We start from the raw sequence: 17,013 nt of genomic DNA on the forward strand, positions 1-17,013 counted from the left end.
GAAAGGAATATCAGGCCTAATAAGCTGATTTCAAATCGATCCCTCTTGATATCGTCACTAAATCGTATTATATTAATTAGTTAGAAGCTTTTATAAAATTTTAACCGGACACTAATGATTTTGCACTATAATAAATAGAGGCATCATCAATGTTTTTTATGGGTATAACGCCAGTTTTTAAGTCATTTACATGTTTTGCTTTATTTTTTATTTTTTCATCTTTTTGCTTTTTTATTTTTTCATTTTTTGCTTGCTCAACCTTCCTTTCAGCCACCAACTTTTCTTTATATAATGAGAGCGTTAGCTTATCGTATTCAGAGAGAAACTTAAGAATTGATTCGGGACAACGTGCTTGTTTTTTTACATAAGGAAGCCATTTTTTAGTTTTTTTCAAATCATCAGAGTCTAATTCTATTCCTTTAGATACATCTGCATTGTGATATTTAATTTCCCTCATAAAAATAAATATTAAATTATATGTATTTTCATACCAACCTGATTTACTTGTTATTGTGTTTGCTACATTACAATTATAGCTATTTTTAAACGCTTCAACAATTTTCATTCCTGCTTCTATTTCATTAAACCCAACACTTTGAAAATACCCTCCGCCTGCTTTTAATATATTAGCTCTCTCTATGTCAAAAATATCATCTTTAGTGAATTTTTTTTCTATTTTCTTTTTTTCTTTTTTTGGTTCTTTTGAAATACTCTTAAAATCAATTGCTGAACTTGTTGAAGCAAAAACGATTGACATCATTATGAGTAAAATAAAATTTGTAAACTTCATAGCTGATCCTCCATTTTAGTGATTATCAATCCCGCAATTCCATGAAAATAAGTTTATTCATTTACTATTTACAGGACAATCATATTTCTATTTGTATCGGTATATTTATTAAAAACTTTAGTAAATTAATTGAAGTATTTGTATTGTGTTTGATTAGGTCTATATTAAAGATTGGGGATTGATCATTTAGTTTTGCTGAAATAGAAGATCCGGGCAAAAGGAAGTCTTTAACAATTACGCTTTTGGATGAGGCAAATAATGAGCTGTTAAATTGGCGTTTAAAGCACTCTCCGTAATTATACGTTTACTTTCCCATCCGTTTTAAAAGCTGATGTATCTCAAACAAATTTTTAACATCTGCTGTCTTCAAAAACCTGTGATACATAGTTTTCACAACCTAAACAAAGGCTTCCTTTTCTGTTATTTACATTTTAATGCCGGTTCAGAGTTCTGCTCGCACACTATGAAAAATAGTTTGTTAATCCAACTTTCCTTTAAGCTTGGTCTTTGGGAACCTTCCCTTGAAATATATTCAACAGTTTTACAATCGAATCTTTAAAGATTTTAAACAGGAACCGTCTTTTAAGTTTTCTTTCTCCTGGATATAACTTGGCAATTTATTCTTTAGGTTCGGAATCTAAAGTGTTTTTTTATAATCAGCGACCTTTTTTCCGATATCAAGTGCTTCCTCCTGCAATCCAGCAGAAAGAAATAAAGATTGGGCCTGGAGAAAAGCTTGATTAGCTTGTCTGATCATCTTCAAATTATGGGAATGATCTGCAATTAAATACCAAGCTCTGGCGAGTAATATTCTCTTTCCTTTTGATAATCCCAAACTATCTTTCTGTTGAAATCGAATTAATTCATCAAACCTTTTTTTAAAATGTTGCTCCTCTTCGCTATCAAGAGTTTTTTTCCATAAAGTAAGTGTTTTTCTTTGACCTTCAATTAATAACAGGTTTGCAGCGTTATGAAGGAAATTAGAATCCAAAGCCGTCTGGGGTTTTGCTGATATATTAATCTTGGTGTGTTCTTTTATTGTATCAAGACATTCTTGAGGTTCTTTGTCTAAAAGATATGACGTCGCCAATCCAAAAATTAGCTTAGGTAAATATTCTGTATTGTCTTCATCTTTCATATTTAAAGCAATATCTAATCCTGATGAAAAATCTCTTTGGGCCTTACTATATTTTTCATCGAGCATATTTATCTTTGCCGCATTTAGAAGCAGGTTTAAGGCCAATCCTTTTTTGTTCAATAAAAGAGCGTCCTCTGCGGATGAGTGCAAATCTTTTGCATTTTGTTTAACTTCCTTACCCATAAGAGACTTTGCTTTTAAATAAGCCTCGTTTGCGGCCTGCCATTGGTCTGCTGATTCGGATAACTCGCGTGCTTTACTCAAATAATAGCGTGCTTTATACAGTTCGTCTTCTGTATTTGATAATAAGGATAAAAAGGAATGTCCAAGTACGAAATGGGCCTCATAATGTTTCGGATGATAATATGCATATGGACGAAGTTTAAGTATGGCATTTTTGTAATTTCCTTTTTCAAAATCATTTTTTCCTTCTTTTAAAATCTCTGTTGAGTCTGAGGATGGCTGACATGAGATCAGTGAGATTGAAAACAAAAAGCTGAAAAGAAATACATAGATTGAATTACTGCTTCTTAAATTCATGGTTGTTCCTTTACAAACGCAAAAAACGCCTACGAGTACGCCGACCTATGCGGGAAAGCACCTTTTTCGTGCCGGTTTCGATTCCAGCTGCTGCTTCCGGCATATCGAGGTAGCTTAAAGATTGGCGAAGTATAAAAATTATCATTCCCATTGTAAGTAATGGAATCAAAACAAACATCAATAACACACCGATAAAAAAATCCAACGATGATTCCCAAACCGTATTGACACTCTGCGCCAACGTTTTAACTACCTGTTTGAGATTTTCCTTACTTAAAGTCATCTCAATATCACCAGCTTTCTCTTTCAATGTCCCCAAGTTCTCAGAAAATCGTACAGATTTATCCACTTGAAAGCTTTCGTAAGATTTAGCGCCCATAAAGAGAACAAAGGGGAAAACCAAATAAGTGACTACTGACAGGATAATAAAAGAATAACCCAGTTTGCCAAAAAGAGTTCCTTTGTGATACTGTACAACACAAAACGCAGCACCAATACCTAAAAGAACCTTTAGAGAAACCAGGCCGATCAGCTTTAAAATTGTAATTTGAACCATGATAAAAATGATGACGATACCCATGTAGTCCCAGAGGTCGTCTACGATATCTGATAATGGATCAAGTAACTCTCCTACTTTCCATTTGCCAGCTTTGCTTCCCACAACCGAAGGCTCGAGCACGACAGTTTCGGCAGATGACAGAAGAGCTTTTGGCACAAATAAAACAGCCATGTATCCACTGGCATGGAGAAGGGATTTTTCGAGAAACTTTTCGTCATATTCCCAGACAGGTTTCATAATATTGATGGATAGTTTGTCAACTGTACCTGAGAAAGCAGCAAGAGCCAATACTAAAAATATAAATCTAATAATTAAAGCTTTTCCAAATGGACGCCCTGAAACAATTTTTTCATCTTTTGTCGATGATACCAATTCTTCCTTTAATTCATGATCAACAACATTGGTTTTTACAATTTCTTCATTATTTGACTCCATAATTTCACCTGTAAGTTTGTATTACAAGACTAGTTATCCCTACGAAATAAGGCCTTAAAAAATCCTTCTCTTCTGGCCTTTATCTGCACATAAGGTCCTATGTCATCATAGATTTTTCCAGCCTTTGCCGGCATTATTACCCGTCTTTTCTTGCCAAATAGTTTGAGGATTTTATCCAAAAGGTTTTCAGGTGGAATTCTTATTGTCATAAATTCAATCTCAACGTGGTTGTTTTTAATTGGTGTTTTGTGGATCAGCATTAATAAAAATCAATATTTAGACTGACCAATTTGACCTCTTATTTGTATCGGGATATTTTTTAAAAACTTTAGTAAAACAACCGCAATATTTGTGCTACGTTTGATTGGCTTTGTATTGAAGATTGGGCTTCGAGCATTGATTATATGGCTTTGTCGAAATAGAGGACCTGTACAAAAGGGAATCTTTAATAATTTTACTTTTGGATGAGGTAAATGTTGAGCAGTTGAAAGTGGGATTGGCGGACTAACCAGAACTGTATAGCCGTTTTCAACACAATATTTGTTCCTGATTTCTCTTTTTAACCTGCGATTACGAATGGACAAATTTTTCGTTTTGGAAAAAAATGGGTAATGGACAAGGAGTAATGATTGATGTTGAAATGCTCTCATTTACAGCAGCAACGACCAAAACAGAGATATGTTGAAGTATTTAAAATAGTTGAAAGGCGGTTTCTTCATGTGGTGATATGTAATGGAAAAAACCCTCGAATCTGATCTGACTCAATAGTTTGGATTCCTCCAACAAACTTTGGGAGACTCCTGAAACGTTGTGATATCATATTGTTAATTGAAATTTTAACCCGCTTTCCAATTAAGTCAAATCAAGTATAAGCCAGGGCAGATTATAAAACCGATTTTAAGGAGTGATGATGGGTTTTAACCATACCGGAGTTTCAGGAGGTTCATCACCGTCGAGGCTCTTCTGCCATTGCTCATCTGTCAAGCCGGTGGGGGAAACAAATTCGTAGTAGGGAATCACCGCTCCGGTGCATAATATTTCTTTTCCTTTATATGGATACAGGACATACATCAGTCGCGGTCTTCCGATACCCGAATAACAACAGGTGTTTTTTCCCGGCTTACAATAAAGCGAAACGATTTGCGATGCGGCCCCATTTGAACCATGATAGCCGTATCGGTCGCAAAGCATCACCGCTGCCAGTTTTTCACCAAAATCGGTAAGAAAATAATGATCCTTTTTGCTGAAGTTTGCGCCTCGAAGCTGTTTATGTGCCAGTACTTCCAGACGTTTGCACATGTGGCGCAGAGACATCCACAGCTTCCTGGTGTCGAGGTTGGTTTCAAGGATAAAGGCATGATAGTCCGGTTCATCATCGTATCTGCCGTTTATAATATCATCGGCAAATAACAAAATTTTCCCATGAATCTCTTCCCTTTTTCCGGCAAGGTCCTCCGTGTTAAAGCGGATGTTTCCCAGAGTTCTCAGACTCACCATAGATCGGTTTATGGCAGATATTTCTTCTTCGGAAAGATTGGTCAGGGCGTCGTCAGGCTGAGGATACTGGTTATGTTTAATAAGCCCGGCAAATATTTTCAGGTCTTTGGCAATAATATACTTGGGGGGTATAAACGCCCCGCTTCGTTCAAACAGATTCATGATATCTTCAACCAGGCTGCCCTGTCGTTCAAAAAACTCCGGGTCGGGTTCGACAAAGCCGGACGGAATATCACCGGACGATTCAACGGTGTAAAGAACGTTTTCCCCGGTATGAAATCCCATGGCGTGCCTGAACTGTACCCATCCTGAAAGAACCGTATTGCAGCTTTTCACCTGCCACGGCCTGCTCCTCATAAACTCCGGCGCGTCATGTTCGGCATCATCAATAAGCGCCGCCAGGCATCTCAAGTACCGATTGTACAGGCTTTCGGATTCGATGATCGGTTTAAAGTCGTTTGCCGATGGAAAAAATTTTCCCCCATCTTTAAAATCGTCAGCCAACAGATGTTTTACGGCAAAATCGGAACCAATCGCGACACAAATTCCAAGGCCACCGGGCCACATAGCTTGTTTTTCCTCCAAACTGCCGATTTGCTCGAATAAAACCGTATGCGGGATACCAAATGGAGAAATAATTCTAAAATCGGTGATTAGCGAATTGTCTGATACAGCTCCAAACCGGTGGTCTATCTCCGGCTGTTCCTCCGAACCCGCCACTTTTTTGACCAGGTATTCTCTTATTTTCTCAAGGTCACCGGGCCTGTCCCTAGTAATCTGCGAGGCAAACAGCAGATCCCAGTCATTGGGCTGCCCGGTCAGCTCCCGATAATACCGGAAAAATTTTTCTATTTGCTTTCGTTTTAAAAAATCATCCGCATACGAGGCATTTAAGCTTTTACCCAGTATCAGAATGGAAAGAAGCTCTTCATCATTTTCCACCCGGAAGGGAATCGACTGAAACCAGGTCAATATCCTAAAATACCGCCTGAGCAGTTCTGACTTTTGATAAAGTCCACGGGGTCTGAAGATCGAATAATCAAGCTTCAACGATTCGGAATCGGAAACACCGGTCCACTCGGGCATTTCGATTCCTTCTGCTAAAATGATCTTGTTGACTTCGTTTTCCACCATCTTATTTAAGGGTTCATCAAGATGGATGTCTGTATCTCCCAAAAGCTTAACCGCGACCGCAATGATGATCTGCGCCCGTTTTCGGGCGGCATCCATCATTACAGTAAAATGATGTTCCAAATCATCTGCAGCTGATTTTTCTTTTATGGATGCCGGAGCTGTTTTTTGTTCCGACTTATGTTGAGGAGGAATTTGGCCGGTTTTTTCCTGTGGTGGTGCAATCTCCCGCCAGATCAGCTTTATAACATCCAGAGCACGGTTGGCGTTTACCTGCTCCATGTCTGCAATCGACTGGGCAAACAACACATGGAAAGCACTCAATACGGTATCGGAAGTAATAAAAATGGATGAATTCGGATTTAGGTAGGGTTCAAAAATCTGCTGATAACTCTGCCGGGTGATCAAAATTTTATCCCGGTTGAGCTGTTCGACGTGGTAGATATCTTCCGGTTTTGTTGAGTTTTTTTCCTGTTCATCTCCCAAAATATCAACATACGGCAGCGGCCACCCTCCCGGGACGCCAATGAGCAGGAAAATAATCGTAAAAAGAAAAACTGTAAACAATCGTCGCACAGGCGTTACCTTTTTGCCGCAGCCTTATCGCTATTGCTTAGACAAAGAACATCTTCCAGTTGTTTCAGGCTGTCTATATGAAAGTCAGCCGAAAGGGATCTGTTGTTATAGGCCACCATGACCACTCCGGCCGCATTTGCCGCTGATTCGTCCAGTTTCGAATCTCCCACATAAATCATCTGCTGCGGCCTTACACTGAAATGCTCAATAATTTTTACCAGGGGTTCAGGATGGGGCTTGGGTCGCTTCACATCGGATGCGGTGACGACCAGGTCAAAAAACTCGGTCAGGTCGTGCTCAACCAACACTCTGTCCATCGTATCCGTCCGGTTAGTGGCTATCGCGGTTTTAAAAGCAGGTCTCAGCTTTTGGAGCAACGGTTTAAGGCAGGGCTCTATTTCCATAAACTTGAGAAACGGAATATAGCTTAATCTTTTTCGATAGGTCTGGGCGGATTCAAGCGTGGTTTTATCTTCAAACAGATAGGCAAGGGATTGGTCCACCGTGTGCATCTGGGTGAAAACAAACTGTTCCTTGGTCATGGCAGGCAGGTCAAAATGGTTAAGCACCTGGTTATAATAAGCCATGTTGGCCTTTTTTGTATCGAAAAGGACCCCGTCACAGTCAAAGGCCACAACTTTAATTTTTTCCATCTATGTCTGTGTATTACTTTTTGATCCGATGTCGGTAATATTGCCTTGCACCCGAATGATTATCTCCGGCAAAGGTCTTCTGTTGGTTTTCAGGTAAATGATGTCGTAATATCGACCTTTCTGCTTCTTCAGATTTTCAACATACAACAGGTAGTTTTCCCCGCCCGAATGCTTCACCGGTTTAAGCTCATAGCGTATATTTTTCCCCACCTTAGCCCTGGCATGAATGATTTTAAAGGGATATTTTCTATTGGGAGCTATGTTAATGGTGTGCTTTATCTGTTCCCCCACACGGCCCTGAAGCTTGACCATGCTCGGTGACAGGGTAAAGAATTTATCAACTCTCCCGGCAATGACCAGGCTGGTGATTGGTCTTCGTTTATCATTTGTTTGCACCGATATGGTTTTGCTCAGTCTTCTTCCCCCATATCCGTATGTATTTACTTTAATATAAATCTTTCCCTCGCCGCCGGCAGGGATCTGTCTCGGGTAAGAGACAGTGGAACACCCTCACCCGGTTCTTATTTTATTTATATGCAGGGTTCCGTCGCCTTTGTTTTGCACAATGAACGGATGCCTTACCACAATTCCTTCTGCAACCGGTGAAAACTCGTACTTTGCTGAGGGGAAAAATACAGACGGCCCTTTAGGCGATGTGTCTGTAGCCTGTTTGCCTCCTGCTCCGAAAGAAAACGGTATTAAAATGAAAAAAAGAATACATGCTGATAAAAACGTCTTTGGTTTCATAAAAACTCCTGAAAAAGATCCCGCCAAGCGGTATCATCTAAATTTTTATATGTGGATAAGTTAAGTGAGGGATCTGGGAGTTTTCAATCTCCACTCAGTTCGTTCGGGGAAGCGCCCCGATCCCTCAACTAGTTGTAAAAGCCAAATTTAATACAATAATCTTCAATCGTCAACTGAAAACAGTCAACCGGCCAGTTCCACCCGTTCCACCTTTTTTGTTTTCGTATTTACCAGGCAAAATCCGGGGCTGCCCTCTTTCCCCATAATTTCACCCGGATTTAGCAGAATGGTCTGTCCGATATTTTTCAGTAAATACTCATGAGAGTGTCCGAAACATACCATTTGGTATTTTCCGCCTGCGGCCAGGCCTTCGGCCACCATTCCCTGATGGGTGAATCCGATGGTAAATTCGTCTATATCCACCTGGCCGATGATCCCATGAAGAGTAATGTGGGAAAACACGGTTAAAGAAAATTTCGTTAACAGGTACTGGTCTCCATCATTATTGCCAAAAACCCCGTGAACCGGCACACCTGCTCCTTCCAGCTCCTTTAGCATGAACGGAGCCACAAAATCACCGCAGTGGATAATCATCCCGGCATCCCTCTCCTTTATAAAACCCAGGGCCTTTTGCAAATTCCATATATGATCATGGCTGTCACTCATTACTGCAATAAGCATATTTTCCTCACTTTCAATTCATTGAAGGATCCGAAATTTAAACCATATATTAAAATATCCTTCACCCCGCAACTCGCAACCCGCAACTCGCAACTCGCAACCCGCAACCCGTAACCCGACCGTCACATCATAAAAACCGGGTCCACGTCAACCACCACCTTGACGTAACGGTTCCTGAACTGGGCACTATTGTTAAGCAACACCCTGAGGATAAACTGGTGAAGCGGTTTCGCCCCCATACCCTTTAACAGGATCTGCCACCGGTACCTCCGGGCGATTCTTGGAATAGAAGCTTCAATGGGGCCCAATATTTCAACGGATTTTAAAAAAGAGGGATGATCGGCCTGCACGTTTCGGCAAAGATCCCCCAGGACCTGGGCATGCTGTCGGGTTTGTTGTGGATTCTTCCCTGAAATTTTAAGCTGGACCATCCTGGAAAATGGGGGGTAATTCAGCGCCTGTCTGAAGCCGATTTCAGTTTGGTAAAAGGCCTTAAAGTCCTGATTCCTTGCGGCAATAATACTGAAGTGCTCCGGGTTATAGGTCTGTAAAATCACCTTGCCCGGAACGTCTCCCCTGCCCGCCCTTCCTGCCACCTGCGCCAGAAGTTGGAATGTGCGCTCCCCGGCGCGAAAATCGGGAAAATTTAACGATAAATCAGCGCAAATGATTCCCACCAGTGTAATATTGGGGAAATCATGACCCTTGGTGACCATCTGGGTTCCCACCAGGATATCTATGGTTCCTTTCCTCAGCCCTTTCAGCAGTTTTATGATGGCACCCTTGCGTGTGGTGGTATCACGATCCATTCTTTTTATCCCGGCATCCGGGAAAAGGCCGGCCACAGCGGCCTCAACCTTTTCCGTACCGAGTCCCAACTGTACAATTTTATTAGAACCGCAGGCCTGGCAGCTTGAAGCGAAAGCCCTGGTAAAGCCGCAGTAATGACATTTATATGCGTTGGATTTTTGATGCAGTGTCAGGGAAATGTCACAGTTTTTACATCGTACCGCTTCACCGCATGTCCCACAAACAGGAAAACTTGCAAAACCGCGCCGGTTTAAAAAAAGCAGTACCTGTTCCCCCTGGCTAATCGCCTGGGTCATTGCCTTATAAAGCTCCGGGGTGATAAACCGTCTGAAACCCCGCTTATCCCTGCTATGACGCAGGTCAACCATTTGGATTTCCGGAAGTGGTCGTTTCTCCACCCGGTTTTTCAGGTTCAGCTCAATGAATTTCTTCGTTTTCACATTGTAGTACGACTGGATAGAGGGGGTGGCGGATCCAAGCAGGGCAATGGCGCTGCTTTGTTTTGCTCTGACCACCGCAAGGTCTCTGGCATGATAGCGGAGGCTTCCCTCCTGCTTGTAAGATGTATCGTGTTCTTCGTCCACGATAATCAACCCGATATGGGAAAAAGGCGAAAACACAGCAGATCTGGCCCCGATGGCGATCGTGACCTCCTTGCGGGCAATGCGCATCCATTGGTCATACCGCTCACCGGCGGAAAGACCGCTGTGAAGAACAGCCACACATTCTCCAAACCGTGCCCTGAATCTTCGTTCCATCTGGGAGATAAGCGCAATTTCCGGAATGAGCACCAAAACGCTGTAACCTTTTTTGATGGCCTTGGCTGCCAGCTGCATATAAACTTCCGTCTTACCGCTTCCGGTAACCCCGGCCAAAAGATATGTGGCGTATCCGTTTCCCAGGCGGTCTGCCACCTGGGAAACGACTGTTTCCTGTTCCGCCGTCAGCTGTAAGGACTCGTCCGCCTCTATCGTATCCCCAAAGGGATCTCGGTATGCCCTTTTCTCAAAAATGGTTATGTATCCGGTCTGCTCCAACGGCTTAATCAATCGGGATGCGGATGGAACTTTCGTTTTTAAATTTTTCAGCGAAACCGGGCTTTCTGATTTTATTATATCGACAATCTTTTTTCTCGGGGCTGACAGCCCTTCACAGGAAGGACAGGGGGTGTTTAATGAGACGTACCGCTCCATCAATGGCCGTGTTCCACCGGCGCTTAACTCCCTTCTGCTTATAATCCATCCGCGGTCCTTCATGGAATATAACAAAGCGCTGGGAATTTCCCTTTTCATTTTTCTACCAAGACCTTTTAAGCGCAACGGTTTTTGTTTGAGAAGATTTAAAATTTCTTTTTCCACCGCAGTGGTTAAATTTTTCTCAACAGCTTTCTCTCCTTCCTTGGAAATGGATAGGGTGATATAATCGTAAATATTCAAACCGCCGGGGAGGGCGCACTTGATGACCTCTCCAACAGGATGTATATAATAGTCTGCAATCCAAATGAAAAACGGTATCATGGACGAAGGAAAAAGAGGTTCATCATCAAGCACATCGAAAATCAGTTTTATTTCCTTTCGATCTGTTTGCTCACTTTGATTTAGAATATATCCGGTAACCCTTCGCCTCCTGAAAGGAACCAGAACCCTTTTCCCCACTGCGATAAAAGAAACAAGAGATTGCGGAACTGCGTAAGTGTAAGTTTGATACACCGGTAGGGCGACTGCCACATCTATATATGTTGAATGGGTGGTCATCGAGTCATTGGCTGTTTCAAATTCGGTTATTTTCGTCCGGCCCAGCTGAATGGGGTTATTTCACTGAGTCGGCAAAACAGATTAAGATTTTTACTGAAAACGATTTTTTCTTGACACACAGGCTGCCTTTTTTTAGGTTATACTAAATATATTTCCTGTGAATACTAATAATTATTGCCAGGCAGCTTATAATTGATTATAATAAAATCTCAGTGCGATTTATATAAGGGAGGTTTATATGCATAAAATGGTAAAACAATCCACGGCTTTCTTTCTGATTGCAGCCCTTTTATTTGTTCCGTTCGGCTCTGCGGCCATAGCGAGCGTTGATTTTGAAAAACAAGATCCCAGTGCGGGTGCCATGATCGCCGATTTTGTTTTAGTCAGACCCATTGCCATTGTTGCCCTGGTGGCCGGTTCAGCTTTCTTTGTGGTCACACTTCCATTTTCTGCCATTGGCGGAAATATCAAAGCCGCAGCAAGGAGCATGGTGGTAAAGCCTGCAAAATATTCCTTTGTAAGGCCCCTGGGAGAATTTTAACGCGATGAACTAATAGATGCATAATATACCAATTTAACCCCGCCTTGACAGGATCGCCTTCCCCCGTTCACCAGGTAAGGAACTTCGGCTTAATCTTGAAAAACCTTGCAAGCGGAAAACGTTGTTAAACCGGCAAATCTCTAGTGAAAATCCAACTAAATCTTTCCCGGCATTGTATTGAAACGGAAACAAAAAGACTCTATAATCAGGCTGTGTTAAAATATTTCAAAGCAGACGATAAGGATCGTAGGGAAAAACAGATCGAAATCCTGCAACACGCCCTTAAAACCCTTGATTTCGGTAAGTTAAGGAGCACCCACCCCGAGCTTGCCGGTCATTGCGATGATCATGTCGAGCTTTCCATGGATGATCACCATCAGGTCGTGGTTCATATCAATGGCAAACAAATCTGATGGGGCTTGCTCACAGCCAGCTATCCTTCCACTGTTTCTCAACAATATTCCGTGGTAAATGATCAAAACGAACCATATTCATTACAAACAAACAGTCGTTTTTCCATCTTAGTTCGGTTCGTCCGGTAAATAGCCTGTGTGCCCGGTACCGGACTATACAATCTTACCTGTAAATAAACGTACGGTCTGCCTGAGGCAGACTGAGATTAGATTCGAACCAGCCCCAATGGGCAGAATCCCACGGCGACGTGGATCGTCTCTGCCTGTATCGGTTTAACTGAGAAGATAGGGGGCGTGTACGATACCAATCTCATTTGTTAAGTCTGGTACCGGGCACACAGGCTATTTACCGGACGAACCTTAGACTTCAGGAGGTAAGCGGAAATATTTTTTTTGCTGTCCGTTCACGCCTTATAATAAGTATCCAGATATTTTTTCAGGATATCGCTGACAATTCCCCTGGCAGGAAGGGTGGCGGCCATCCCGTATACAGGGGCCATGCCTTTTTTCGTATCCGGTGTGGTTTTGACTGTTTCAACACTTTGTTTCAAGTCTTCAATAAACCTTTGGCCCACCCCTTTCTGTGTATGTCGCAAGGTAATGGCGATATGAACACAGGAAGGGTGGTGCAGGCCGTTGAGGCTCCAGCCTTTTTGGGTCATTTCATCAAGCACCCGGTAAATGTTCAGCTCTTTCGATCCAAAGGCAATCACCCACAGCGGTTTCCCCAAAATATATAGTTCCGGAATATCGCTGATGCCCTGTTTTATTTCGCCGGCAGTCTTCATTATTTTTCCGGTGGCATCCAAATACCCCTTTTCACCGGTGGAAAGCAGTGATGCCCAGCAGGCCGCACTCAATGCACCCGGTCTGCTCCCGGCAAATGTAGGCGAAAAATAAAGACCCCCCGGCCAGTCAGTGGCCGTATAGAATTGAAAATGTCTGAGTTCTTGGCCGCGATACATAACCACCGAGGTGCCTTTGGCCGCATACCCGTACTTGTGGGTATCGGCTGACATGGAGGCCACCCCTTTAAGCCTGAAATCAAACGGCGGCACCTCAAAGCCTAATTTTTCGGCAAATGGAAGCACAAACCCTCCCAAGCATGCGTCGGTGTGAAAACCGATGTGATGTTCCAGTGCAATGGCTGACATCTCTTCGATGGGATCAATGGTCCCGTGCGGAAAGGACGGCGCGGAACCAATGATGGCAATGGTGTTTTTGTTGATGGTCTTTTCTAGTTTGGAAAGATCGGCCTGGTAATGATCGTTAACCGGAATACGTTTCATTTTGATGTTAAAATACTGACAGGCCTTGTCAAAGGCAGCATGGGCAGTCACCGGCACAATGAGTTCCGGTTTTTTTATGTTTCTTTTTGCTCTGGCAAAATCCCGGTAGGTTTTCATGGCCAGAAGAATGCTTTCAGTTCCGCCGGATGTGACCGTGCCGCAGATGAGGTCATCGGTCTGTTGGGACGAAAGCATGGAAGCGGTCATTGCAATGATTTCCGCTTCAAACTTGGAGGCACTGGGCCAGAGATCGGAATGCAACGGGTTGCTTTGGGAGGTGACGGCATAGACTCGGTTTAAAAATTCAATATGCTCCTGGTTTCCATGGTAAACGGCTCCGGAGACATACCCCCCTTTCCATTTACCCTCCTCTTTGGTGTTCATTTCACCGATCTGACGGATGATATCATCTCTTTCAAGCGGTGTTTGCGGCAGACGGGTGTGGGATTGGAAGGTATCTTTATACGGTTTTAATGAGGTTTCCAGATCTTTCATAACACCATCAATCTCGCGGTCGATCCTGTTCTTCACATAGGGTATTTTTTTTAAGTGCTTTTCCGCAAATCCCGCCAGCTTTGGGGGAATCAGCTTCATTAATTTTTCCATCATCATTGGTTTAATCTTTTATGTATTTTTTTGTTTTGTTTATAAATGGCCTGATATTGCTTAAATAATTTTTTATACAGTTTTCCGGTTTTCGGGTTGGGGTTGAAAACCGAGTCATATTCGGTTTTTTCCGGTATGTCGTTAAATGTAAGATATCCGAGGGCAACAGACCCTAAAAGCCCTGCGCCCCTTATGTTGGCCTGGATCGGGTGTTTGACCCTTCGGATGGTTCGGTTCATTATATCGGCATGTATCTGGCACCACAGATCGGATTGGGCGCCGCCGCCGATGATGTTGATGGGGTCCATCTTCTTTTTAATGAATTTTTCCACATATTTGAGCAGCCAATTGGCATTAAACGCCACGCCTTCAAACACCGCCCGGACCAGGTGGGACCGAGTGGTATTTAAACCCATGTTGTAAAAACCGGACCTTATATGCCGGTCTTCCACCGGGGATCTTTCGCCATTTAGCCATGGGGTAAAGATAAGGTTGTCACATCCTGGAGGAATTTTCGCAGCCATGGTGTTAAATGCCTGATGAATATCTCCTACTCCGGTGGGAGGGGCCAGCTCATCTTCCGGGAAAATGATATTGTGTTTTAAAAAGTTCAGCGCTTCTCCTGCGATATCCTGTTCATTAACCAGCAGGTATTTACCGGGGATGGCAGCGGGAAGGGCCCCCATATTGTGGAAAAGGTCTGTCTTTTTATAGGGAAGATGGCACAACAGCCATCCGGAGGTACCCACATAAAGATGACCGGCAAAATCGTCAATGGCGCCGGATCCAATGGCCGCAGAATGGATATCCGGTGTTCCCATCACCACCCGGATGGATGTATGAAGCCCCAGCTCCCGGGCAATTTCCTTTTTCACCGTACCGATGATATCGTTGGCCGCTTTCAATTCGGGTAGTTTATCCCGTGAAATACCGGCCATCTTTATCAAGTCGTCATCATAGCGGATATGATGGATATCCCTGTTATCGGTGACCCAGTGCAGAGTAATGGATTCATGGGAAGCATAAAATTTTCCGGTCAGTTTCAGGTTTAAATAATCCTTGGGTTCCAGGAATTTAAAGGTGTTTTTATAAATATCGGGAAATTTCTTTTTAATAAAAAGAATATGGGCAATGGAGTCTTTACCGGATCTTAAGGGAATACCTCCGGTGAGTTTCAGCCATTTATAAAGTTTTGTAATCCCATAGCCTTCAATTTTAATCAGGCCCTGTGTGATCTGTTTTACCTGGGATGCCCCCCTGGAATCCATCCAGGTGATGGCATTCATCAGGGGATTTCCTTTTTCATCCACTGCCACGGTTCCGGACCACTGGGCGGTGGAGCAGATGGCTATGATATCATCGGTTGGGACACCCGTTTTAGCCAAAAGTCTGGTGGTGGCCTGAACAATAGCATTCCACCAGTCATCCGGGTTTTCTTCCACCCCGCCGTCGGGCAGAAAGATCGTATCCGTCTTTTCAAATTCATGGTCAAGAATGTCTCCCCATACAGAGACAAGGGCAACCTTGGGTCCGGAAGTGCCTAGATCAATGGCAAGTACATACTTTACAGCAGAAGACATTAGTCCTTCCTTTGAAGAATTCGGCGTATCTGTATGTAAGCATGATTGGAAGAAATAAACAAGATTTGTCTGAATACTACCATTCGTCACTTAAAGAGAATTGATCCAGCAAAGTTCGCTATTTTATGATTTCAGTGTAGGAAAGGAAAAACAGTCATCTGACCGATTTGTTTGGCCAATCACAAAAATTAACTTAAATTTTATCACCTTATAAATACTAAACTGTTACGCCGGACTTTCCAAAAAGTACTATCAGTTACCGAAAGACGAAAGATGCCCCAAACTCAACTTTAAAATCCGTCGCCTTTACAACCGGCTTTAACCTTCGCTTCTCTTTGATCAAATCAATTATACCGTATCGAGACATTGTATTTAATGTTCGGGACAGGTTGCTGCGCTTTCTGCCTGATACTAATTCTAGCTCTTTCAGAGATGCCGGGTTTTGTTCTTTTATTATTCTAAGCAGCTTTTGATTCTCACTACTGAGAACCTGTGCCATTGATTGTATTGATTCAAACCAGATTTTTGGTTCACTTTTCCTGAGCTTATATTCCCCCTTCGCAATTGCAATTGTTCGTTTTTTATAATCCTCCCGGGAAATAATCCCTATCTTCAATACTTTTTTAGCCATTATATCACCTTCATTTCAATCTATTTTATTATTTCTTCTACGGCTTTCCAGAAATCCTCTATAAGTTGGCTCGCTGATTGGAATTCGTAAGTGTAGACTCTCTCTATTTTGTGCTTATGATCCCAGCTTATCTTACGGGCCCCGTAATTCTTTCTCTTTGGTTTAAGAGTATGTGCATTGTCAAACCCTAAGATTCGAGTATTATTACGATCATGCAGTGTTAATGAATATCTGATTCCATGAGGAATTTGCGGCGTAGGCGCAACTCTGGATGCCTTAAATTTAGTCCAATAGCCATTATCCATTGGGAAGACCTCACCATCCAAATCCAATAAAGTATCTAGTGAAGCGTCTTCTTTAGAATATTTGCTTTTGATCATTTTTGTTCTTAACTTATCACCGGGTGATAACTTTGTCAAGGTCTTTCAGCTTTAATAAAATAAAACATATAATTCTGTCCCTTAAGCCACTTATCGGCTTGCGGGACATCCTTGATATGTTGATTACTTATTTTCCAACAGTTTTACCCCAATTGAGCGAAAACTTATGCTGCTTTTTTAAATTCATTTTCGTTTAGAGTAGTACAAATGTTACGATAAAGTAATTCAGTTTCATTGTTCTTTGTCAATTCGATGACTTTTA

15 protein-coding genes are annotated in these 17,013 nt (G+C 42.4%); 2 read left to right on the top strand and 13 right to left on the bottom strand.

Annotation, left to right across the window (positions count from 1 at the left end):
• Window positions 1-100: 100 nt before the first annotated feature.
• The 9 genes from SWH54_16905 to priA all read right to left on the bottom strand — a co-directional run bounded on the left by SWH54_16905 (window position 101) and on the right by priA (window position 11,311).
• Window positions 101-790, bottom strand: coding sequence for a hypothetical protein (locus SWH54_16905; GenBank protein MDY6792946.1), 690 nt, complete (start codon window positions 788-790; stop codon window positions 101-103).
• A 637-nt stretch (window positions 791-1,427) separates the two neighbouring features.
• A complete protein-coding gene (locus tag SWH54_16910) occupies window positions 1,428-2,468 on the bottom strand; it encodes a hypothetical protein (protein ID MDY6792947.1) in 1,041 nt (346 codons plus the stop codon).
• 10 nt (window positions 2,469-2,478) lie between these two features.
• Entirely contained in the window at window positions 2,479-3,462 is a 984-nt protein-coding gene (locus SWH54_16915; GenBank protein MDY6792948.1) for a hypothetical protein, read from the bottom strand.
• Window positions 3,463-3,491: 29 nt separating this feature from the next.
• Entirely contained in the window at window positions 3,492-3,722 is a 231-nt protein-coding gene (locus tag SWH54_16920; GenBank protein ID MDY6792949.1) for a hypothetical protein, read from the bottom strand.
• A 637-nt stretch (window positions 3,723-4,359) separates the two neighbouring features.
• On the bottom strand, window positions 4,360-6,666 hold the full coding sequence (locus SWH54_16925; protein ID MDY6792950.1) for a DUF3160 domain-containing protein: 2,307 nt from the start codon (window positions 6,664-6,666) through the stop codon (window positions 4,360-4,362).
• A 5-nt stretch (window positions 6,667-6,671) separates the two neighbouring features.
• Window positions 6,672-7,319 (bottom strand): HAD family hydrolase, encoded by a 648-nt coding sequence (locus SWH54_16930; protein MDY6792951.1) that lies wholly within the window; start codon window positions 7,317-7,319, stop codon window positions 6,672-6,674.
• Window positions 7,320-8,066 carry a DUF1573 domain-containing protein gene (locus SWH54_16935; GenBank protein ID MDY6792952.1) on the bottom strand — a complete coding sequence of 249 codons (747 nt, stop codon included), beginning with the start codon at window positions 8,064-8,066 and terminating at the stop codon, window positions 7,320-7,322.
• Window positions 8,067-8,249: 183 nt separating this feature from the next.
• Window positions 8,250-8,747, bottom strand: a complete 498-nt coding sequence (locus SWH54_16940; protein MDY6792953.1) for a YfcE family phosphodiesterase — start codon at window positions 8,745-8,747, stop codon at window positions 8,250-8,252.
• 122 nt (window positions 8,748-8,869) lie between these two features.
• Window positions 8,870-11,311, bottom strand: coding sequence for a primosomal protein N' (gene priA, locus SWH54_16945; GenBank protein MDY6792954.1), 2,442 nt, complete (start codon window positions 11,309-11,311; stop codon window positions 8,870-8,872).
• 238 nt (window positions 11,312-11,549) lie between these two features.
• Here priA and SWH54_16950 point away from each other — a divergent pair, with 238 nt between their 5' ends.
• Together SWH54_16950 and SWH54_16955 are read left to right on the top strand one after the other, a co-directional pair.
• A complete protein-coding gene (locus tag SWH54_16950) occupies window positions 11,550-11,852 on the top strand; it encodes a hypothetical protein (protein MDY6792955.1) in 303 nt (100 codons plus the stop codon).
• A gap of 143 nt (window positions 11,853-11,995) precedes the next feature.
• Complete coding sequence (locus tag SWH54_16955) at window positions 11,996-12,265, top strand: hypothetical protein (GenBank protein MDY6792956.1); 270 nt, start codon at window positions 11,996-11,998, stop codon at window positions 12,263-12,265.
• A 404-nt stretch (window positions 12,266-12,669) separates the two neighbouring features.
• Here SWH54_16955 and SWH54_16960 read toward each other — a convergent pair whose 3' ends face one another.
• From SWH54_16960 to SWH54_16975, 4 genes are all read right to left on the bottom strand, one after another.
• Window positions 12,670-14,148 (bottom strand): aminotransferase class V-fold PLP-dependent enzyme, encoded by a 1,479-nt coding sequence (locus SWH54_16960; protein MDY6792957.1) that lies wholly within the window; start codon window positions 14,146-14,148, stop codon window positions 12,670-12,672.
• 14 nt (window positions 14,149-14,162) lie between these two features.
• Window positions 14,163-15,740: an FGGY-family carbohydrate kinase gene (locus tag SWH54_16965; GenBank protein ID MDY6792958.1), complete on the bottom strand. Its 1,578-nt coding sequence runs from the start codon at window positions 15,738-15,740 to the stop codon at window positions 14,163-14,165.
• 256 nt (window positions 15,741-15,996) lie between these two features.
• The gene (locus SWH54_16970; protein MDY6792959.1) at window positions 15,997-16,371 is read right to left on the bottom strand and encodes a transcriptional regulator; all 375 of its coding nucleotides are present in this window, start codon (window positions 16,369-16,371) and stop codon (window positions 15,997-15,999) included.
• A gap of 20 nt (window positions 16,372-16,391) precedes the next feature.
• Window positions 16,392-16,751 carry a DUF6516 family protein gene (locus SWH54_16975; GenBank protein ID MDY6792960.1) on the bottom strand — a complete coding sequence of 120 codons (360 nt, stop codon included), beginning with the start codon at window positions 16,749-16,751 and terminating at the stop codon, window positions 16,392-16,394.
• Between the last annotated feature and the right edge of the window lie 262 nt (window positions 16,752-17,013).

It is taken from the genome of Thermodesulfobacteriota bacterium, from assembly GCA_034189135.1.
Taxonomy (GTDB): Bacteria; Desulfobacterota; Desulfobacteria; order Desulfobacterales; family JAUWMJ01; genus JAUWMJ01.